Below are 23014 nucleotides of genomic sequence, written 5' to 3'. Positions count from 1 at the left end.
GCGGCCCGCCTGCCGGTTCAGGTCCACGGCCTGTTGTCCATGAGGTCGAACAGCTCCGCGTCCGTGGCCGAGTCGAGGTCGGGGCCGTCGTCCCGGGCCTCGCCGTCGGTCCACTTGGTCAGCAGGGCACGCAGCCGGGTGGTGAGGCCGGCCCGGCCGGGGTCGTCGCCGGTGACCTCGGCAAGGATGGCCTCCAGCCGGTCGATCTCGGTGGTGGCCAGCTCCACGGGGTCGATCTCGGGCACCAGTTGCTGCCGCAGATGGGCGGCCAGCGCGGCGGGCGTCGGGTGGTCGAACACCACCGTGACCGGCAGCCGCAGCCCGGTGGCGGAGTTGAGGCGGTTGCGCAGCTCCACGGTGGTCAGCGAGTCGAAGCCCATCGTCTTGAACGGGCGCTCCGCGCCCACGGCGCCCGGGTCGTCGTGGCCCAGCACCACCGCGGCCTGGGTGCGCACCACGTCGGTGAGCAGCTGCTCGCTCTCCAGGGGTGCCAGGCCCGCCAGGCGCTCGGTCAGCCCGCCGCCGGCCGCGGACGCCGCCGCAGTGTCGGCCACGGCTCGCTTGGCGGTGCCGCGGACCAGTGCGCGCAGCAGCGGCGGGACCGCACCGGTGAACCGGGAGACGTCCAGGCGCACCGGCACGGTGTGGGCCTGGCCCCGCCCCACGACGGCGTCGAGCAGGGCGAGCCCCGTTTCGGTGGACAGCGGCTGCACACCGGTGCGGCCCATCCGGTCCAGGTCCGCCTGGTCCAGGTCCCCGGTCAGCTCGCTGCGGTCGGCCCACAGCCCCCAGGCCAGCGACTGCCCCGGGAGCCCCGCCCGGCGGCGGGCTTGCGCCAGCGCGTCCAGGAAAGCGTTGGCTGCCGCGTAGTTGCCCTGGCCCGGCGCGCCGAACACACCCGCGGCGGAGGAGAACAGCACGAACAGCGACAGATCGCGGTCGCGGGTCAGCTCGTGCAGATGCCAGGCGGCGTCCACCTTCGGCCGCATCACGGTGTCGAGTCGCTCCGGTGTCAGCGTGGACACCACGCCGTCGTCGATGACGCCGGCGGCGTGCACCACCCCGCGCAGCTCGGGGAGTGAGGCCAGCAGCCCGGCCAGCGCCTCGCGGTCGGCGGCGTCGCAGGCCACCACCCGCGCGGTGGCGCCGAGTCCGGCGAGCTCGGCCACCAGGTCGGCCGCGCCGGGCGCGTCCGCTCCCCGGCGGCTGGTGAGCACCAGGTCCCTTACGCCGTGGGCGGTGGCGAGGTGGCGGGCCACCGAGGAGCCGATGACGCCCGTGCCCCCGGTGATCAGCACGGTGCCGTCGAGCGGGCCGGGCGGCGTGGTGAGCGCGACCTTGCCGATGTGGCGGGCCTGGCTGAAGTAGCGGAAGGCCTCCGGGGCCTGCCGGGTCTCCCAGGCGGTCACCGGCAGCGGCGAGAGCGCGCCCTGGTCGAACAGCTCCACCAGGTGCGTCAGCATCTCGTTGATCCGGTCCGGGCCGGCGTCGCCGAGGTCGAAGGAGCGGTAGAGCACCGCGTTGGGCCAGGCGGCGGTGACGGTGTCGGCCTCCCGGATGTCCGTCTTGCCCATCTCGATGAACCGGCCGCCCGGGGCCAGCAGGTCGAGCGAGGCGTCGGTGAACTCCCGCGCCAGGCAGTTCAGTACGACATCCACGCCACGCCCCTGGGTCGCGGTGCGGAACCGCTCGCCGAACTCCAGGGTGCGGGAGGAGGCCAGCCGTTCGGACGGCACCCCGGTCCCCCGGACCACCGGCCACTTGGGCTCGCTGGCGGTCGCGTACACCTCGATGCCCCAGTGGCGGGCCAGCTGTACGGCCGCCATGCCGACGCCGCCGGCCGCCGCGTGCACCAGCAGCGACTCGCCCTCGCGGATCCGGGCCAGGTCCTGGAGCCCGTAGTAGGCGGTCATGAACACCGTGGGCACGGCCGCCGCCTGCGCGAACGACCAGCCGCGCGGCATGGGCGCCAGCGTCCTGCTGTCGGTCACCGACAGCGGCCCGGCATACGAGCCCGACAGCAGCCCCATCACCCGGTCGCCGACCGCGAAGCGGGTGACGCCGGGGCCGACCTCGACCACCACGCCGGCGCCCTCGCAGCCGAACGCCACGTCCATGAAGGACTCGGCCATCTTGACCACGCCCAGGGCGAGCAGCACATCCCGGAAGTTCACCCCGGTGGCGCGCACCGCGAGGCGCACCTGTCCCTCGGCGAGCGGCGCCTCGGACTGCGGGCAGGGCACCAGGCCCAGACCCTCCAGGGAGCCGCTGCCGTCCACGTCCAGGCTCCACGCCCCGCCCTCGGGCACGGTCAGCGCGGACTGCCGCGCGACCCGGCCCAGCCGCGGCACCAGCGCCTCCCCCGACCGCACTGCGGCCTCGGGCTCGCCCGCCGCCATCTGCGCGGCCACCACGCCGGCCAGCGCCGTGGCCGACCGGACGTCGCCGTCCAGGTCCAGCTGCGCGATCCGGCCGGGGTTCTCCGAACACGCCGAGCGCACCAGGCCGCGTACGGCGGCCTGGGCGACGTCGACCGTGTCGCCCGGCGCGGCGGACACCGCGCCGCGGGTCACCACCATCAGACAGGCCGACATGGTCTCCTCGGTGGTGAGCCAGTCCTGGACGGCGGCGAGCACCGTGCCCGCGGCGGACCTGGCCGCGTCGGGGACGTCGTGCGGGCCGGTGTCCGGCACGGGCAGGACGACCACGTCCGGCGCCGGGTCGCCGGACCGTACGGCGTCCCGCAGGGCGGCCAGGTCGGCGAAGGACCCTGCGCCCTCGATCGCCGGGCCGTCGCCGCCGTCGCCGCTGAGCAGGGCCAGGCGCGGCTCGTCGGCCGGGGCCGCGGGCAGGGCGGTCCAGTCCAGCTGGTACAGCGCGTCCAGGCGGGGTCCGGCGTCGAGGCCGGCGGCCGACACGGGCCGCATGGCGAGGGCGTCGACGGTCAGGACGGGCAGCCCGGCGGTGTCGGTCATGGTCACCGACACCGAGTCGGCGCCGTTCGGCGCCAGCCGGACGCGTGCGGTGGTGGCGCCGGTGGCATGGAGCCGGACCCCGCCGAAGGAGAACGGCAGCCGGGGCTCCACCTCGGTGCCGCCGTCGAGGGCCGAGGCCACCTGGCTGTGCAGGGCCGCGTCCGCCAGCGCCGGGTGCACCCCGAACCGTCCGGCCTCCTCCGCGCCGGGCTCGCCCAGCGCGACCTCCGCGAACAGCTCCTCGCCGCGCCGCCACAGGGCGCGCAGCCCCTGGAACACCGGGCCGTACGCGTATCCCCACTCCCGCAGGCGCTCGTACAGCCCGTCGGTGCTCACCGGCTGGGCCCCGTCCGGCGGCCAGGCGCCCGCCCCGGCCTCCGGGACGCCGACCGGATCGGCCGTCAGGGTGCCGGTGGCGTGGCCGGTCCACTCGGCCGGTACGCCGTCGTCCCCTGCGGTGGCGCGGGAGAAGACGCGCACCGAACGCTGTGCGTGCTCGTCGAGCCCGCCCACGGTCACCTGGACGTCCACGGCCCCCTCGGCGGGCAGCACCAGCGGGCTCTGGAGCACCAGCTCCGCCACCTGCTCGCAGCCGACGTAACTCCCGGCGCGCAGGGCGAGTTCCACCAGCGCGGTGCCCGGCACCAGCACCCGTCCGAGCACCGTGTGGTCGGCCAGCCACGGGTGGGTGTCCCGGGACAGCCGGCCGGTGAACACGAACCGGTCGTCCTCGGCCACCTCCACACCGGCGGCCAGCAGGGGATGTCCCACGAGCGAGAGACCGGCCCCGGACACATCGCCCACCGCGTGGCCCGGCCCGGCCAGCCAGTAGCGCCGCCGTTCGAAGGCGTACGTCGGCAGGTCCACCGGTGTGCCGTCGCCGAACACCGCGCGCCAGTCCACGTCCACGCCGTGCACCCACAGCTGCGCCAGCGAGGTCAGCATCCGCCGGACCCCGCCGTCGTCGCGCCGCAGGGTCCCGGTGACGACCGCGTCCCGGCCGCTCGCCTGCGCGGTGTCCTGCACCGGCGGCAGCAGCACCGGGTGCGGGCTGACCTCCACGAAGACGCTGTTGCCCTCGGCGAGCAGGGCGTCGAGGGTGTCCTGGAAGCGGATCGGCTCGCGCAGATTGCGGTACCAGTACTCGGCGTCCAGCGTCTCGCCCCGCACCGGCGCTGCGGTGACGGTCGAGTACATGGCCACGTCGCCGGGCCGGGGCGTCACGGGCGCGGCCAGCTCCAGCAGTTGGTCGCGCACCCGCTCGGTGTGCGGCGTGTGCGACGCGTACTCGATACCGACCTTGCGCGGCCGCAGCCCGGCCGCCTCCGCCGCGGCGCGCACCTCGGCCAGCGCGTCGAGGTCGCCCGCGACGACGGTGGACTCCGGCCCGTTGACGGCCGCGATCCACACCCCGTCCCGGCCCTCGATCAGCTCGCCGGCCCGCTCCGGCGACGCCGCGACGGACACCATCGCGCCCTTGCCGGACAGGTGCTCCGCGAACACCCGGCTGCGCAGCGCCACCAGCCGCGCCCCGTCCTCCAGCGACAGCGCGCCGGCGGCGCAGGCGGCGGCGATCTCGCCCTGGGAGTGGCCGACCACCGCGGACGGGACCACGCCGAGGGAGCGCCACAGCGCGGCCAGGGACACCATCACCGCCCACAGCACGGGCTGGACCACGTCGTCCCGCTCCAGCGCCGCCCCGTTCCGCAGCAGCTGGATCGGGTCCCAGTCGAGGTGCGGCGCCAGCGCCTGGGCGCACTTGTCCATCGAGTCGGCGAACACCGGGGCCGTGTCGAGCAGTTCGGTGGCCATGCCGGCCCACTGGGAGCCCTGGCCGGGGAAGACGAACACCACGCCGGAGGCGTCGGCCGCGGCCGCGCCGGTCACCACGTGTGCGGACGGCTCGTCGCCGACGACCGCGTCCAGCCCGCCGAGGAGCCCGTCCCGGTCCCCGGCCAGCACGACGGCCCGGTGCCGCAGACCGGCCCGGGTCAGGGCCAGGGACCGGCCGATGCCGACCGGGTCGGCGGTGGCGGCGGCTGTGCGCAGCCGAGCCGCCTGGGCGCGCAGCGCCTCCGGAGTGTGCCCGGACACCACCCACGGCAGCGCCGCTCCCGCCTCGGCGAGCGGGGTGCTCCGGTCGGTCTCCGGGGCCGGCTCGTCGTCCGCGGGGGCCTGCTCCAGGATGAGGTGCGCGTTCGTGCCGCTGACGCCGAACGAGGAGACCCCGGCCCGGCGGGGCTGCCCGGTGTCGGGCCACTCGGTGGCGGCGGTCACCAGCCGCACCGCGCCCGCGCTCCAGTCGACGTGCGGGGTGGGCTCGTCCACGTGCAGGGTGGGCGGCACGACGCCGTGGCGCAGCGCCATCACGGTCTTGATGACGCTCGCCACGCCCGCGGCGGCCGCGGTGTGGCCGATGTTGGACTTCACCGAGCCCAGCAGCAGCGGCCGGCCCTGCGGCCGGTCCTGGCCGTAGGTGGCCAGCAGCGCCTGGGCCTCGATCGGGTCGCCCAGCGAGGTGCCCGTGCCGTGGGCCTCGACCATGTCCACCTCGGATGCGGACAGCCGGGCGGCGGCCAGCGCCTGGCGGATCACCCGCTGCTGGGACGGGCCGTTGGGGGCGGTCAGCCCGTTGGACGCGCCGTCCTGGTTGACGGCGCTGCCGCGCATCACGGCCAGCACCCGGTGGCCGTTGCGGCGCGCGTCGGACAGCCGCTCCACCAGCAGGACGCCGACGCCCTCGCCCCACGCGGTGCCGTCCGCCCCGGCGGCGAAGGCCTTGACCCGGCCGTCGGGCGCCAGGCCCTGCTGCTTGCTGAACTCGGTGAACATGCTGGGTGTCGACATCACCGTCACTCCGCCGACCAGCGCCATCGTGCACTCTCCGGTGCGCAGCGAGTGCGCGGCCAGGTGCAGCGCCACCAGCGACGACGAGCAGGCCGTGTCCACGGTGAGGGCCGGGCCCTCCAGGCCGAGGGTGTAGGAGATCCGGCCGGAGGCGACGCTGGCCGCGTTGCCGATGCCCACGTGGCCCGCCACGTCCTGCTGGGACCCGCCGAGCAACAGGGTGGCGTAGTCCTGGCCGTTGGTGCCGACGAAGACACCGGTCCGGCTGGAGCGCAGCGACCGCGGGTCGATGTGGGCCCGCTCGAGCACCTCCCAGGAGGTCTCCAGCAGCAGCCGCTGCTGCGGGTCCATCGCCAGCGCCTCACGGGGCGAGATCCCGAAGAACTCGGCGTCGAACTCGGCGGCCTCGTAGAGGAATCCACCCGCCCGGGTGGCCGAGGTGCCGCCCTGGCCCTGGTCGGCGCCGAACAGTCCGCCCAGGTCCCAGCCGCGGTCGGCGGGGAACTCCGCGATGGCGTCGGTGCCGTCCGCCAGCAGCCGCCACAGGTCCTCCGGGGAGCCGACGCCGCCTGGGAACCGGCAGCTCATCCCGACGATGGCGATCGGCTCCCGCTCGGCCTGCTCGACCTCGCGCAGCCGCCCGCGGACCTTGTGCAGGTCGGCGGTCACCCGCTTGAGGTAGTCGAGAGTCTTGTCGTCGTCACCCATCGTGGATCCCATCCGTGTCCTGCGCCCCTTTTCCTGCTCGCCGCTCACGCTCAGATACCGAGTTCGTTGTCGATGAAGTCGAAGACCTCGTCCCGCGTCGCGGAGCGGATGTGTTCGGCCGTGGTCGTCTCCGTGGCCGCCTCGTCCGCGTCACCACCCCAGCGCGCCAGCAGCGCCTCCAGCCGGGCCACGATGTCCGGGTGGGAGCCCGCGCCCGCCGCGACCGTCGCGAGGCTGCTCTCCAACCGGTCGATCTCCGCGAGCACCGAAGCCTCGGTGACCTCGTCCTCGCCCAGCGCGGCCCGCAGATGCCCGGCGAGTTCACGCGGCGTCGGATAGTCGAAGATCGAGGTGGCGGGCAGGGCCAGCCCGGTGGCCTCGCTCAGCCGGTTGCGGAACTCGACCGCCGCCAGGGAGTCGAAACCGAGGTCCCGGAAGGGTTTGCCCGGCTCGATCCCGTCGATGGTGGCGTGTCCGAGCACCTGGGCCGCCTGGGTGCGGATCAGCTCGACCAGCGCCTGCTGCCGCTCGGGGCCGGAGAGTCCGGCGAGCCGCTGGTCCAGCCTGGCCGCGGTGTCCGGCGCGGCTTCGGCGGGGGCCTGGGCCCGCCGGGCCTCGGGGATCTCGTCGAGCAGGGTGCTCGGCCGCGCCGCGGTGAACGACACCGCGAACCGCTCCCAGTCCACGTCCGCCACGGTCAGCAGCGGCTCGTCGTGGTCGATGGCCTGCTGGAGCACATCGAGCGCCGCCTGTGGCGCGAGTGGGCGGACGCCGCGCCGCCGCAGATGCGCCTCGGCGTCGTCGCGAGCGGCCATGCCGCCCCCGCCCCAGGGTCCCCAGGCGATCGAGGTGGCGGTGCGGCCACGGGCCCGGCGCCGCTGGGCCAGGGCGTCGAGATACGCGTTGGCCGCGCCGTACGCGCCCTGGCCGGCGCCGCCCCAGACCCCGGCGGTCGACGCGAACAGCACGAAGGCGTCCAGGTCGGTGTCGGCGAACAGCTCGTCGAGGTTGCGGGCGCCGTCGACCTTGCCACCGCAGACGGCCGCCAGCTCCGCGGGGCCGGTGTCCGCGATGCCGGTGGGCGACGCGATGCCCGCGGTGTGCATCACCGCGCCGACCTTGACACCGTCGGCGGTGAGTTCGCCGAGAAGGGCGGCCAGCGCCTCCCGGTCGGCGACATCGCAGGCGGCCACCGTCACCCGGGCGCCCAGCTCGGTGAGTTCGGCCTCCAGCGCCGCGGCCTCGGGCGCGGCCGGGCCCCGGCGGCTGGTGAGGACCAGGTGTTCGGCTCCGGCGCGGGCCAGCCGACGGGCCACATGGGCGCCCAGCGCCCCGGTGCCTCCGGTGATCAGTACGGCTCCGCGCGGTGTCCAGCGGGGTCCGGCGTCCGGGGCGGTCAGCGGCGCCCGCGTCAGCCGCCGGGCCAGCAGCCCGCCGGCCCGTACGGCCACCTGGTCCTCGCCCGTGGCGCCCGTCAGGACGGCGCACAGCCGGGCGGCGGCGCGCGGATCCGCGTCGGCGGGCAGATCGACCAACCCGCCCCAGCGGTCGGGGTGTTCGAGGGCGGCCACCCGGCCGAGACCCCACAGCTGGGCCTGGTCGGGGTCGACGTCCTCGTCGCCCGGGACCGCCACCGCGCCACGCGTCACCCACCACAGGGGCGCCGCGATCCCGAGCTCGCCCAGGGCCCGTACGAGGGCGAAGGACGAGCCCAGGGTGCCCGACGGGTCCGCGGTGCCGGAGAGCGCCAGCAGGGACAGGACGCCCCGCACGGGCGCGTCGGGCCGGGCGGCGCGCAGCCGGGCGGCGATGGCCTCGGGCGCGTGGCCGGTGAGGTCGGCGCGTACGACATCGACCCCCTGGCGGGCCAGGGTGTCGAGGCACTCGTCGGCGGCCGCTCCGCCCGCGGTGACGGCCAGCCAGGTGCCGGTGAGCGTGGCGGCCGGTTCGGCGATCGGCCGCCAGGTCACCCCGTAACGCAGGTCCTGGAGCGCCGAGCGCTCCTGGGAGCGGCGGCGCCAGTCCGACAGCATGGGCAGCATCTCCCGCAGCGGGGAGTGTCCCTTCTCCTCTCCGTCCACGCCCAGCGTGCGCGCCAGCGCGTCCGCGTCCCCGCTCTCCACCGCGGACCAGAACGCCTGGTCGGCCGCCGTGGCGGGGCTGCCGTCGGCGGTGGGCGCGGGCGCGTCCAGCCAGTAGCGCTCGCGCTGGAAGGCGTAGGTGGGCAGGTCGAGCCGTGCGGCCGGGGTCAGCGTGGGCCAGTCGACGGCCGTGCCCCGGGTGTGGAGCCTGGCCAGAGCCTGGGTGAACGTGGTGATCTCGTCGTGGTCCGGCCGGCTGGTCGGCACCGCGACAGAGGGGATCTCCGTGGCGATCGAGGCGAGGTGGTCGGCGGCGAGCGCGGTCAGTGTGGTGTCGGGGCCGATCTCGACGAAGTCGGTGACGCCCTGCTCGCCCAGCCACTTCAGACCGTCGGCGAACCGCACCGCCTGCCGGGCATGACGCAACCAGTACTCCACGCTGCCGATCTCCTCGGCCGCGACCACCTCACCCGTCACATTGGACACGATCGGGATACGCGGCTCACCCCACGCGACACCGCCCAGCACCTCGGCGAACTCCGCCAGCATCGGCTCCACCAACGGCGAATGGAACGCCCGCTCCACCCGCAACCGCCGCGTGCGTCGGCCCTCTACCCGGGCCAACCCCACCACCCGCTCCACCGCGTCCTCGGCACCGGACACCACCACCGACCGCGGGCCGTTCACCGCGGCCACCGCCAACCGCTCCGCGTCCCCGCCGATCCACCCGGAGACCTCCGCCTCCGTCGCCTCCACCGCCGCCATCGCACCACCAGCGGGCAGCCCCGCCATCAACCGGCCCCGCGCCGCCACCACCCGCGCCGCATCCCCCAACGACCACACGCCCGACACATGAGCCGCCACCAACTCCCCCACCGAATGCCCGATCAGGAAGTCCGCGCTCACCCCGCAACGCTGGAGCGTCCGGAACAGCGCCACCTCGAACGCGAACAGCCCCGCCTGCGTGTAATCCGTCCGATCCACCAGCTCCGCCTCCGCCGAACCGGCCTCGGCGGACAACACCCGGCCCAACGGCACACCCAACAGCCCGTCGAACGCCCGGCAGACCTCCTCCAACGCCTCGGCGAACACCGGCAGCGCCGACAGACCACGCCCCATACCCGGCCGCTGTGAACCCTGCCCCGAGAACAGGAACGCGGTCGAGCGGCCGGATGTCGCCACTCCCGACACCACGTGCTCCGTGGTCTCCCCCGACACCACCGCGGCCAGACCGCGCAGATGGTCCTCGCGGTTCTCGGCGATCACCACGGCGCGGTGTTCCAGCGCCGCGCGCGAGGCCGCCAGCGACGAGCCGATTCGCGCGGTGTCCGCCTCGCTCGCGATGGCGAACTCGCGCAGCCGCGCGGCCTGGCCGCGCAGCCCGGCCGCCGAGCGGCCCGACACCACCCACGGCACGGGGCCGGAAACCGGAGCCGCATCGCTCGGCGCCCCGCCATCGTTCCGGTCGTCGTTCCGGTCCACGGGCGCCTGCTCGATGACCACATGGGCGTTGGTGCCGCTGATGCCGAACGAGGACACAGCCGCACGGCGCGGCCGCTCGTCCTGGGGCCATGGCCGACCGTCGGTCACCAGCTCCACCGCACCCGCCGACCAGTCCACATGCGGGGTCGGCTCATCCACGTGCAACGTACGCGGCACCACGCCATGGCGCATCGCCAGCACCATCTTGATGACCCCGGCGACGCCCGCCGCGGCCTGGGTGTGGCCGAGGTTCGACTTCAGCGAGCCGAGCAGCACCGGGTGGTCGCCCGCCCGCTCCTGACCGTAGGTCGCGATCACCGCCTGTGCCTCGATGGGGTCGCCGAGCGGGGTGCCGGTGCCGTGCGCCTCCACCACGTCCACCTCGGCCGCGGACACCCCGGAACTGGCGAGCGCCTGACGGATGACCCGCTGCTGCGACGGGCCGTTCGGCGCCGTCAGCCCGTTCGACGCACCGTCCTGGTTCACCGCCGAACCCCGCACCACACCGAGGATCCGGTGTCCGTTGCGCCGCGCGTCCGACAGCCGTTCGACCAGCAGCAGGCCCACGCCCTCCGACCAGGTGGTGCCGTCCGCGCCGGCCGCGAAGGACTTGCACCGGCCGTCCGGCGCCAGCCCCTGCTGCCTGCTGAACTCCACGAAGGCGGCCGGGGTCGACATCACGGCCACGCCGCCGGCCAGGGCGAGCGAGCACTCGCCCTGACGCAGCGCCTGCGCCGCCAGGTGCAGGGCGACCAGCGAGGACGAGCAGGCGGTGTCCACCGTGACGGCGGGGCCCTCGAAGCCGAAGGTGTAGGCCAGGCGGCCGGTGGCGATGCTGCCGGTGTTGCCGTTGCCGAGGAAGCCCGCGACATCCTCCGGGATGGTCCGCAGCCGGGTGGCGTAGTCGTGGTGCATCAGCCCGGCGAACACCCCGACCCGGCTGCCCCGTACGGCGCCCGGGTCGATGCCCGCGTCCTCGAACGCCTCCCATGACGTCTCCAGCAGCAGCCGCTGCTGTGGGTCCATGGCCACGGCCTCGCGCGGCGAGATGCCGAAGAAGGCGGGGTCGAACTCGGCGGCGTCGTAGAGGAAACCACCCGCGCCCACCGGGCCGTCGGGGCCGTGGAGTTCCGCGACGTCCCAGCCGCGGTCGTCGGGGAACCCGGAGATCGCGTCCCGGCCGTCCATGACCAGCTGCCACAGATCCTCGGGCGACCGCACCCCGCCGGGGTAGCGGCAGCTCATCCCGATGATCGCTATCGGCTCGTCGGCCGCGGCCACCGTGCGCGCCTCGTCGGCGACGGCCTCGCCGGTCACCAGCTGGGACCGCAGATGGGCGGCCAGCGCCGCGGGGGTCGGGTAGTCGAACACCAAGGTGGCCGGAAGCCGCACACCCGTCGCGGTGGCCAGCTGGTTGCGCAGCTCCACGGCGGTCAGCGAGTCGAAGCCGAGCTCGGAGAACGGCCGGTCGTCCGCGACGGCGCTGCCCGGCGCGTGGCCCAGGACGGCGCCGACGTGCCGCAGCACCAGCTCGAGCAGGGCCCTGTCCCGCTCGGCCTCGGACATCGTGTGCAGCCGCTCCCGCAGCCCCGTGTTCGCGCCGGCCCGCGCGGCGCGCCGGGCCGGGGTGCGCACCAGCGCCCGCAGGACCGCGGGGACGGCCGAGCCCCCGCCACGTACGGCGGCGAGGTCGAGCGCCATCGGCACGAGCACCGGCTCGTCGGCGGCGAGCGCGGCGTCGAACAGTGCGAGCCCGTCCTCGACCGACAGGGCCGAGATCCCACCGCGGGACACCCGCGCCAGGTCGCGCTCGCTCATCGCGCCGGACATGGTGGAGCGCTGCTCCCACAGGCCCCAGGCCAGCGACCGGGCGGCCAGGCCCCGGGCGTGGCGGTGGCGGGCCAGCGCGTCCAGGAACGTGTTGGCCGCGGCGTAGTTGGCCTGGCCGACGGCCCCCGTCACACCCGCCGCCGAGGAGAACAGCACAAAGGCCGTCAGGTCCATTCCGGCGGTGAGCTCGTGCAGGTTCCAGGCCGCGTCCGCCTTGGGACGCAGCACGGCGTGGAGCCGCTCGGGCGTCAAGGAGGACACGATTCCGTCGTCGACCACACCGGCGGCGTGGACCACGCCGCGCAGCGGCCGGTCGGCCGGGATGACGGACAGCACGGCGGCCAGGCTGTCGCGGTCCGCGGCGTCGCAGGACACCACGGTGGCCTCGGCGCCCAGCTCGGCCAGTTCGGCCACGAGTTCCCCGGCGCCCGCGGCCCGGGCGCCCTGCCGACCGACCAGCAGCAGATGGGCCACGCCGTGGACGGCGGCCAGGTGGCGGGCCACGGCGCCGCCCAGCGTGCCGGTGCCGCCGGTGATCAGAACGGTGCCGCTCGGATCCCAGACGGGCGCCGCCGCGTCGCCGGGCGCCGCCGCCCGGGTCAGCCGGGGCGCGTACAGAACGCCGTCGCGGAGCGCCAGTTCGGGTTCGTCCGCGGCCCGCGCGGTCAGTACGGCGCGGATCAGCCCGGCAGCCACCGCGTCGAGGTTGTCCTCGGTGTCGGGGTGGTCTTCGATGTCGAGGTCGAGCTGCACGATGCGGTCCGGGTGCTCCGACTGGGCGGAGCGCACCAGACCCCGCACCGCGGCCTGCGGCAGGTCGGGGGCCCGCCCGTCGACGGAGACGGCGTGACGGGTGACCAGCACCAGCCGGGCCCCGCCGAGCCGGTCGCCGCCGAGCCAGGCGCGTACGGTCTCCAGTGCCCAGCCGGTGGCCGCCCTGGTCGCGTCCGGCGTGTCCCCGGGGAAGTCCGGACACACCGCGAGCACCGCGTCCGGCGCGGGGGTGTCCCCGCGGTCGGCGGCGGCCGGCGCGGCCAGGTCCTCGTATCGCTCGGCGTCGATCCCCGCCGCGTCGATCAGCGCGGCCGCGTCGGCCCCGAGGGCGGCCCACCGGAGGGCGGCCGCGCCGTCCTCCCCGGCCACCGGGGCCACTTCGGCCCAGCCGGGCCGGAAGAGCGAATCGCCGTGGCCGCGCGCCGCCTGGAGTTGCTGGCCGGTGACCGGGCGCAGGGCGAGCGCGTCGATCGACGCCACCGGCAGCCCCTCACCGTCGGCCACCGTCACCGCGATCCCGGCGGCGCTGGTCGGGGACAGACGGACGCGCAGCGCCGTGGCCCCGGTGGCGTACAGCCGCACGCCCTGCCAGGAGAAGGGCAGACCGCTCGGAGCGTCGGTGCCGTCCGCCGCGGTCAGCAGGGAGATGCCGTGCAGCGCCGCGTCGAGCACCGCCGGGTGCAGGCAGTAGCGGTCGGCCTCGGCGGCCGCCGCCTCGGGCAGGCGGACCTCGGCGAACACCTCGACGCCGCGCCGCCAGGCCGCGGTGAGCCCCTGGAACGCGGGTCCGTAGCCGAGCCCGCCCTCGTTCAGCCGGTCGTAGACGCCGTCCAGCGCGACGGGCGCGGCGCCCTCGGGCGGCCATACGCCCGGCTCGGCGGGGCCCGTCGGCGCGCCTTCGGAGAGCACGCCCGTGGCGTGGGTGGTCCACTCCTCGGTGTCCTGGCGCCGCGCGTACACCGCGAGGGTCCGGCGGCCGCTGTCGTCGGCGCCGCCCACGGTCAGCTGGACCCGCGCGGTGACGTCCTCGGACAGGATCAGGGGCGCGTGCAGGGTCAGTTCCTCGACCACGTCGCAGCCCACTTCGTCGCCCGCGCGCAGCGCCAGGTCGACGAAGGCGGCGCCGGGGAACAGAACGGTGTCCAGCACCGCGTGGTCGGCCAGCCAGGGCTGTTCGGCCAGCGAGAGCCTGCCCGTGAGCAGTACGCCGTCGCCATCGGCCAGGCCGACGCGCGCGCCGAGCAGCGGATGGTCGGTGGCCTCGAGCCCGACGGAGCCGACGGCGGCGTCCACGCCCACCGGGGCGGTCCGCTCGGGCCAGTAGCGCTGCCGCTGGAAGGCGTAGGTGGGCAGGTCGAGCCGTGCGGCCGGGGTCAGCGTGGGCCAGTCGACGGCCGTGCCCCGGGTGTGGAGCCTGGCCAGAGCCTGGGTGAACGTGGTGATCTCGTCGTGGTCCGGCCGGCTGGTCGGCACCGCGACCGCCGTGCCGGCCGGGGCCGACTGGTCGGCGGCCAGACTGCTCAGCGTGGTGTCGGGGCCGATCTCGACGAAGTCGGTGACGCCCTGCTCGCCCAGCCACTTCAGACCGTCGGCGAACCGCACCGCCTGCCGGGCATGACGCAACCAGTACTCCACGCTGCCGATCTCCTCGGCCGCGACCACCTCACCCGTCACATTGGACACGATCGGAATACGCGGCTCACCCCACGCCACACCACCCAGCACCTCGGCGAACTCCGCCAGCATCGGCTCCACCAACGGCGAATGGAACGCCCGCTCCACCCGCAACCGCCGCGTCCGCCGACCCTCCTCACGCGCAAGACCCACCACCCGCTCCACCGCCTCCTCGGCACCGGACACCACCACCGACCGCGGGCCGTTCACCGCGGCCACCGCCAACCGCTCCGCGTCCCCGCCGATCCACCCGGAGACCTCCGCCTCCGTCGCCTCCACCGCCGCCATCGCACCACCAGCGGGCAGCCCCGCCATCAACCGGCCCCGCGCCGCCACCACCCGCGCCGCATCCCCCAACGACCACACGCCCGACACATGAGCCGCCACCAACTCCCCCACCGAATGCCCGATCAGGAAATCAGCACCCACCCCGCAACGCTGGAGCGTCCGGAACAGCGCCACCTCGAACGCGAACAGCCCCGCCTGCGTGTAATCCGTCCGATCCACCAGCTCCGCCTCCGCCGAACCGGCCTCGGCGGACAACACCCGGCCCAACGGCACACCCAACAGCCCGTCGAACGCCCGGCAGACCTCCTCCAACGCCTCGGCGAACACCGGCAGCGCCGACAGACCACGCCCCATACCCGGCCGCTGTGAACCCTGCCCCGAGAACAGGAACGCCACCCGCCGACCGTCCTGGACGGCACCACTGACCACTCCGCCCGCAGACTCCCCCGCGGCCACCGCGTCCAGCCCTGCCAGGAACTCCTCGCGGTCCGCCGCGACCACCACGGCACGGTGTTCCAGAGCGGCCCGCGAGCTCGCCAGCGACCAGGCCACGTCCGCTGTCTCAGGGGCGCGGTCGGCCACGAACGCGCGCAGCTGGGCGGCCTGGCCGCGCAGCCCGGCCGCCGAGCGGCCCGACACCACCCACGGGACGACCGCGCCTGCCGCGGGCGCCGCCTGCCGCTCCCGCGCGGGAGGTGCGTCGGCCATGGGCGCCTGCTCCAGTACGACATGGGCGTTGGTGCCGCTGATGCCGAACGAGGACACGGCCGCACGGCGCGGCCGCTCGTCCTGGGGCCATGGCCGGCCCTCGGTCACCAGCTCCACCGCACCCGCCGACCAGTCCACATGCGGGGTCGGCTCATCCACGTGCAACGTACGCGGCACCACGCCATGGCGGATGGCCATGACGGCCTTGATGACCCCGGCGACGCCCGCCGCGGCCTGGGTGTGGCCGAGGTTCGACTTGACCGAGCCGAGCAGCAGCGGCCGGTCCTCCGGCCGGTCCTGGCCGTAGGTGGCCAGCAGCGCCTGCGCCTCGATGGGGTCGCCCAGGGCTGTGCCGGTGCCGTGCGCCTCCACCAGATCCACCTCGGCCGCGGACACCCCGGAGTTGGCCAGAGCCTGACGGATGACCCGCTGCTGCGACGGGCCGTTCGGCGCCGTCAGCCCGTTCGACGCACCGTCCTGGTTCACCGCCGAACCCCGCACGACCGCCAGGACGTCATGGCCGTTGCGCACCGCGTCCGACAGCCGCTCCACCAGCAGGACGCCGACGCCCTCGGCGAATCCGGTGCCGTCCGCGTCCGCCGCGAACGCCTTGCAGCGGCCGTCCGGCGCCAGCCCGCGCTGCCTGCTGAACGACACCATCAGCGCCGGGCTGGGCATGACGGTGACGCCACCGGCGACGGCCAGGGTGCACTCGCCCTGCCGCAGCGCCTGGACGGCCAGGTGCAGGGCCACGAGCGACGACGAGCAGGCGGTGTCGACCGTGATCGCCGGGCCCTCCAGGCCGAAGGTGTAGGCCACCCGGCCGGACGCCACGCTGCTCGCGTTGCCGGTCAGCAGGTGTCCATCCAGGCCGTCGGAGGCGGTGAACAGATTCACCCCGTAGCCGGACACCGAGCCGCCGAGGAAGACACCGGTCGGGGAGCCGTGCAGGCCGCCCGGGTCGATGCCCGCGCGCTCGAACACCTCCCAGGTGGTCTCCAGCAGCAGCCGCTGCTGCGGGTCCATGGCCAGCGCCTCGCGGGGCGAGATGCCGAAGAACTCGGGGTCGAAGTCGGCCATGTCGTGCAGGAACCCGCCCACGCGGGTGTGCGAGGTGCCCGGCCGGTCGGGGTCCGGGTCGAACAGCGCGTCGAGGTCCCAGCCACGGTCCGTGGGGAACGGCGACATGGCATCCCGCTCCTCGGCGACCAGCTGCCACAGGTCCTCCGGTGAGCGCACCCCGCCGGGGAACCGGCAGCTCATGCCCACGATCGCGATCGGCTCGTCCGCCACCACAGCCACCGCCGGCCCAACCGGAACCACCGGCGCGGAGACACCTTCGCCGTCCGCCCCCAGCCGTACCGCCAGCTCCGCCGCCAGCGCCACCGGCGTCGGGTAGTCGAACACCGCCGTCACCGGAAGCCGCAACCCCGTCGCCGCACCCAGCCGGTTCCGCAACTCCACCGCCGTCAGCGAGTCGAACCCCACATCCTTGAACGCCCGGTCCGCACCCACCGCCTCGGCCCCACCATGCCCCAACACCACCGCCGCCTGAGCCCGCACCAACTCCGTCAGCACCCGATCCCGCTCGACCACCGGCAACAGGGCCAGACGCTCACGCAGACCGCCCTGCCCGGCAACGGCGTTCGCGGCCACCCGCTTCGCCGAGGCGCGCACCAGACCGCGGAACAGCGGAGCCACGGCCTCCTGCTTGCGCAGTGCGGAGAGATCGAGCCGGATCGGCACCACCTGCGGACACGGCATCCGGGCCGCCGCGTCGAACAGCGCCAGACCCTCGTCGGTGGCGAGCGCCTGGACACCCGTACGGCCCATCCGGTCAAGGTCGACCTGGTCCAGCTGCCCCGTCATCGCGCTGCGGTCGGCCCACAGGCCCCAGGCCAGCGACTGCCCCGGGAGCCCCGCCCGGCGGCGGGCCTGCGCCAGGGCGTCCAGGAACGCGTTGGCGGCCGCGTAGCTGCCCTGCCCGGGCGCGCCGAACACGCCCGCGGCGGAGGAGAACAGCGCGAACAGCGACAGATCGCGGTCCCGGGTCAGCTCGTGCAGATGCCACGCCGCGTCCACCTTCGGCCGCAACACGGTGTCGAAACGCTCCGGGGTCAGCGCCGACACCACCCCATCGTCCAGCGCACCCGCAGCATGCACCACACCACACAACCCGGGCAACTCACCCAACAGCCCCGCCAACGCCTCACGATCCGCCACATCACACGCCACCACCCGCGCCGTGACCCCCAGCTCGGCCAAGTCCACGACAAGCTCCGCGGCACCCGGCGCCTCCAGCCCACGACGACTGGTCAACACCAGCTCGGTGACCCGGTGCTCCGCGGCCAGATGACGGGCCACCGCCGACCCGATGACCCCCGTACCCCCCGTGATCAACACGGTCCCGTCCAGCAGGCCGGACGGCGGCGTGGTCAGCACCACCTTGCCCGTGTGACGAGCCTGGCTGACGTAGCGGAAGGCATCCGGCGCCTGACGGGCGTCCCAAGCGGTCACCGGCAGCGGCGAGAGCACCCCCTGCTCGAACAGCTCCACCAGGTGCGCCAGCATCTCCTGGACGCGGTCGGGGCCGGCCTCCCCCAGGTCGAACGCCCGGTACGACACGCCGGGCCGGGCGGCGCCGACCTCGTCGGCGTCACGGATGTCGGTCTTGCCCATCTCGAGGAACCGGCCCCCCGGCCCCAGCAGGCCGAGCGACGCGTCCACGAACTCCCGGGCCAGCGAGTTCAACACCACGTCCACGGCGCGGAACCGGTCGGCGAACTCCAGGGTGCGCGAGGACGCCAGCCGCTCCGCGGGGATTCCCATGCCGCGCACCACGGGCCACTTCGGCTCACTCGCCGTCGCGTACACCTCGACACCGAGATGGCGGGCCAGCTGGACGGCCGCCATGCCCACCCCACCCGCGGCAGCGTGCACCAGCAGCGACTCGCCCGCCCGCACCCCCGCCAGGTCCACCAGCGCGTAGTAGGCCGTCAAGAACACGGCGGGCACCGAAGCCGCCTCGGCGAACGACCAATCGCCCGGCATACGCACCACCATCCGCGCGTCCGCCACCGCCAGCGGACCCGCGTACGCACCCGACAGCAGACCCATCACCCGGTCCCCCACCGCGAGACCGGTCACCTCCGGACCGACCTCGACCACCACACCCGCGCCCTCGCACCCGAACACCGCGCCGGACAGCGGAACGACGCCCAACGCGACCAGGACATCCCGGAAGTTGACGCCGGTAGCCCGCACCGCCACCCGCACCCGGCCCGCGCCCAGCGGCGCCTCGGCCTCCGGGCACGGCACCAGGCGCAGCCCGTCCAGGGTGCCGCCCGTGTCCAGATCAAGGCTCCACGCCTCCGCGCCGTCGGGCACCGCCAGGGCTCCCGCGTCCGACGGGGAGACCCGGCCGAGCCGTGGCACCGAGGCCACGCCCGAGCGCAGCACGGCCTCCGACTCGCCGGCCGAGGCCGCGGCCGCCACCACGGCGGCCACCGCCGCCGCCGACTCCGCGGCACCGTCGATGTCCACCTGGAGAATCCGGCCGGGGTGCTCGGAGCTCGCCGAGCGCACCAGGCCCCGCACGGCGGCCTGGGCGACATCGACCCGCTCGCCCGGCTCCGCCGCGATCCCCCCGCGGGTCACCAGGACCAGCCGGGTGTCCTCCAGTTCGGGGTGGCCGAGCCACTCCCGTACCACGCCGAGCACCTCGGCCAGCAGCGCCCGGCTCGCCGCCGGGGCGTCCGCGCCCGGGGCTGCGGCGGGGCAGGGCAGCAGCACCGTCACGGGCAGCGACTCGCCGCCGCGCGCCGCCGCGGCCACGGAGGCGACATCGGGGTACGACGGGGCGTCAAGGCCTGGTACGGCCATCTCGCCCAGGATCGCGACCCGCTCCGGCGCCGCGCCGAAGGCCACCGGTAGCGGCGCCCAGACCACCTCGTACATCGAGTCCACCGCCGGGCCCGCCGCCGCGGCCGCGGCGAGCGGTCGGGAGGTGAGCGCGTCGACGGTGAGGACCGGAAGCCCGGCGTGGTCGGTCATCAGCACCGAGACCGCGTCGGGGCCGGCCGGGGCCACCCGGACCCGAGCCGAGGTGGCGCCCGTGGCGTGGATACGGGCGCCGGAGAAGGAGAACGGCAGCTTGCGCTCCCCTCCGTCCTCCAGCAGGACCACAAGGCTGCTCTGCAACGCCGCGTCCACCAGGGCCGGGTGCACCCCGAACCGCCCGGCCTCGCCCGCCGCGGGCTCGTCCAGCGCGACCTCGGCGAACACCTCCTCGCCGCGCCGCCACACCGCGCGCAGCCCTTGGAATACCGGCCCGTAGGCGTACCCCGCCTCCGCGAGGCGCTCGTAGACTCCCTCGGTCGGCACCGGCGTCGCGCCCTCGGGCGGCCACACCGTCTCCGGGGCCGCCGCGGGCTGCTCGGCGCCACCGGCGGTCACCGTGCCCGTCGCGTGGCAGATCCACTCCGCGCCGTCCTCGTCCGGCCCCGGGCGGTGCGGCCGGGAGTGCAGCCGTACCGCGCGCCGCCCCTGCTCGTCGGCCGGGTCGACGCCGACCTGCACCTCGACCGCGGTGCCGTCGTCCGGCACCAGCAGCGGGGCCCGCAGGACCAGTTCCTCCAGCCGGTCGCAGCCGGCGTACTCCCCGGCGCGCAGCACCAGCTCCAGCACGGCGGCGCCCGGCACCAGGGCCCGGCCCGCCACCGCGTGGTCGGCGAGCCAGGGGTGCGAGCCGGTGGACAGCCGGCCGGTGAACAGGGCCCCGCCGCCCTCGGCCACGCCGATCCCGGCCGCCAGCAGCGGATGCCCCAGCGGCGAGAGGCCGGCCCCCGCCAGGTCACCTACTCCGGAGCCGGTCCCCGACAGCCAGTAGCGGCGGTGCTCGAACGCGTATGTGGGCAGGTCCACCCGCTCGGTGTCGCCGCCGAACACGGCCCGCCAGTCGGGCTGGACGCCACGCACCCACAGCTCGGCCAGGGAGGTCAGCACGCGCCCCGGACCGCCCTCGCCGCGCCGGAGCGTCGCCACGGCCGTCACATCGGTGTCCGCGGCGTGCCCGGCCTCCTCGATCGCGCCCGCCAGCACCGGATGCGGGCTGACCTCGAGGAACACCGTGCTGTCGGCGCCGATGAGGGTCCGTACGGTCTCATGGAAGCGGACCTGTCCGCGCAGATTGCGGTACCAGTACTCCGCGTCCAGCGCCTCGCCGTCGGCGAGCGCGGCCGTGACGGTGGAGTACATGGGGATGTCCCCGGCCCGCGGGGTGATCGGGGCGGCCAGCTCCAGCAGGGCGTCGCGGACCTGTTCGACATGCGGTGTGTGCGAGGCGTAGTCCACCGCGATCGACCGGGCCCGCAGCCCCTCGGCCTCGGCCGCCGCCATCACCTCGGCCAGTACGTCGGGGCTGCCGCCGAGCACCGTGGCGGCGGGGCCGTTCACGGCCGCGATCCACACCCCGTCGCGATCGGCCAGCAGCTCCGTCACCCGCTCGGCCGAGGCGGCGACGGACACCATCCCGCCCTGGCCGGCCAGGTCCTCGGCGATCACCCGGCTGCGCAGCGCCACCAGCCGGGCCCCGTCCTCCAGCGAGAGGACCCCGGCCGCGCACGCCGCCGCGATCTCGCCCTGCGAGTGTCCGACCACCGCCGACGGCACCACGCCCATCGAACGCCACAGCGCTGCCAGCGACACCATGACCGCCCACAGCACGGGCTGCACCACGTCCACCCGCTCCAGCGAGCCGCCGTCCCGCAGCACGTCGAGCAGATCCCAGTCGATGTGCGGCGCGAGGGCCTCGGCACACCGCTGGACCGACTCGGCGAACTCGGGCGAGGACTCCAGCAGTTCGGTCGCCATGCCCACCCACTGCGAGCCCTGCCCCGGGAAGACGAACACCACGCCGTCGGGGGTCTGTGCCCCGGCGGCGCCACTCACCACGTGGGCGGCGGGCTCCCCGGCGGCGAGGGCGTCGAGACCGGTCAGGAAGGCGTCCCGGTCCCCGGCGACCACCACCGCGCGGTGCTCCAGCGCGGCGCGCGACGACGCCAGCGACCATCCCAGGTACCGGTCCGCCTCGCGGGAGTCGGCGGCGAAGGTGCGCAGCCGGGCGGCCTGTGCGCGCAGTCCCTCGGCGGAACGGCCCGACACCACCCAGGGCACCACGCTGTCCGCCGCCGCGGGCGCGAAGGGGGCGGGCGCGTCGGAGACCTCCTCGGCCTCGGGTGCCGTGACGGCCGGCGGCTGCTCGATGATCACATGCGCGTTGGTGCCGCTCACCCCGAACGAGGACACGGCGGCGCGCCGGGGCTGCCCGGTCGAGGGCCAGTCGGTGTTCTCGGTCACCAGCCGCACCGCGCCGGACTCCCAGTCCACATGCGGGGTCGGCTCGTCGATGTGCAGCGTCGCGGGCACGGTGCCGTGCCGCATCGCCATCACCATCTTGATGATTCCGCCCACGCCCGCCGCGGCCTGGGTGTGGCCGAGGTTCGACTTGAGCGAGCCGAGCAGCAGCGGGCGGTCGGCGGGCCGGTCCTGGCCGTACGTCGCCAGCAGCGCGTCCGCCTCGATCGGGTCGCCCAGCGTGGTGCCCGTGCCGTGCGCCTCCACGACGTCGACCTGCACCGGGGACAGTTCGGCGGCGGCCAGGGCCTGCCGGATGACCCGCTGCTGCGAGGGCCCGTTGGGCGCGGTGAGCCCGTTGGACGCGCCGTCCTGGTTCACCGCGCTGCCGCGCACCACGGCCAGCACCTGGTGGCCGTTGCGCACCGCGTCCGACAGCCGCTCCACCAGCAGGACGCCGACGCCCTCGGCGAGGCCGGTGCCGTCGGCGCTGCCCGCGAAGGCCCGGCACCGGCCGTCGCGCGACAGGCCCTGCTGGCGGCTGAACTCGACGAACACCTCGGGGGTGGCCATCACCATCACCCCGCCGGCGACGGCCATCGAGCAGTCGCCCCGCTGGAGCGCGTTCACCGCCAGGTGCAGCGCCACCAGCGACGACGAGCAGGCGGTGTCCACCGTGATCGCCGGGCCCTCAAGACCCAGGGTGTAGGCGATCCGGCCGGAGATCACGCTGTCCGCGCGGCCGGTGAGCAGATAGCCCTGGACCTCCTCGGGGGCGTCGGTCAGCTCGCCGCCGTAGCCGTGGAAGCTGGACCCCATGAACACGCCGGTGCGGCTGCCGCCCAGCGACGCCGGGTCGATTCCGGCCCGCTCGAACAGCTCCCAGGAGGTCTCCAGCAGGAGCCGTTGCTGCGGGTCCATGCCCAGCGCCTCGCGCGGTGAGATGCCGAAGAAGCCCGCGTCGAAGTCGGCGGCGTCGTACAGGAAACCGCCCCGGTTCACATACGAGGTCCCGGGCCGCTCCCCGGCCACGTCGAACAGCCCCGCCAGGTCCCAGCCGCGGTCCGCCGGCACCTCGGAGATGGCGTCCGTGCCGTCGGCCACCAGGCGCCACAGCTCCTCGGGCGAGGTCACCCCGCCGGGGTAGCGGCAGCTCATGCCGACGATCGCCACAGGCTCACCAGCCGCCGCCTCCGCGTCCCGCAACCGCGCCCGCGTCTCCTTCAGCTCCGCGGTGACACGCTTGAGGTACTCGAAGAGCTTTTCTTCATTCGCCATGGGTGACTGGTCCAT

Annotated in this window: 2 protein-coding genes; both read right to left on the bottom strand. The window is 75.2% G+C overall.

Features of this window, described 5'->3' with window-relative positions; all coding sequences use genetic code 11:
* Positions 1–17: 17 nt before the first annotated feature.
* On the bottom strand, positions 18–6530 hold the full coding sequence (locus ACFV2X_RS27690; RefSeq protein WP_385621418.1) for an SDR family NAD(P)-dependent oxidoreductase: 6513 nt from the start codon (positions 6528–6530) through the stop codon (positions 18–20).
* 50 nt (positions 6531–6580) lie between these two features.
* Complete coding sequence (locus tag ACFV2X_RS27685) at positions 6581–22999, bottom strand: type I polyketide synthase (protein ID WP_385621329.1); 16419 nt, start codon at positions 22997–22999, stop codon at positions 6581–6583.
* Between the last annotated feature and the right edge of the window lie 15 nt (positions 23000–23014).

The organism is Streptomyces sp. NPDC059679, assembly GCF_042734105.1.
GTDB lineage: Bacteria > Actinomycetota > Actinomycetes > Streptomycetales > Streptomycetaceae > Streptomyces.
Note: the sequence above shows the minus strand (reverse complement) of the source record. Positions and strands in the feature narration are given on the sequence as shown.

Coding starts and splice junctions, on each gene's coding strand:
- ACFV2X_RS27685 (WP_385621329.1), bottom strand. CDS start 22,999: ATGGCGAATGAAGAAAAGCTCTTCGAGTACCTCAAGCGTGTCACCGCG.
- ACFV2X_RS27690 (WP_385621418.1), bottom strand. CDS start 6,530: ATGGGTGACGACGACAAGACTCTCGACTACCTCAAGCGGGTGACCGCC.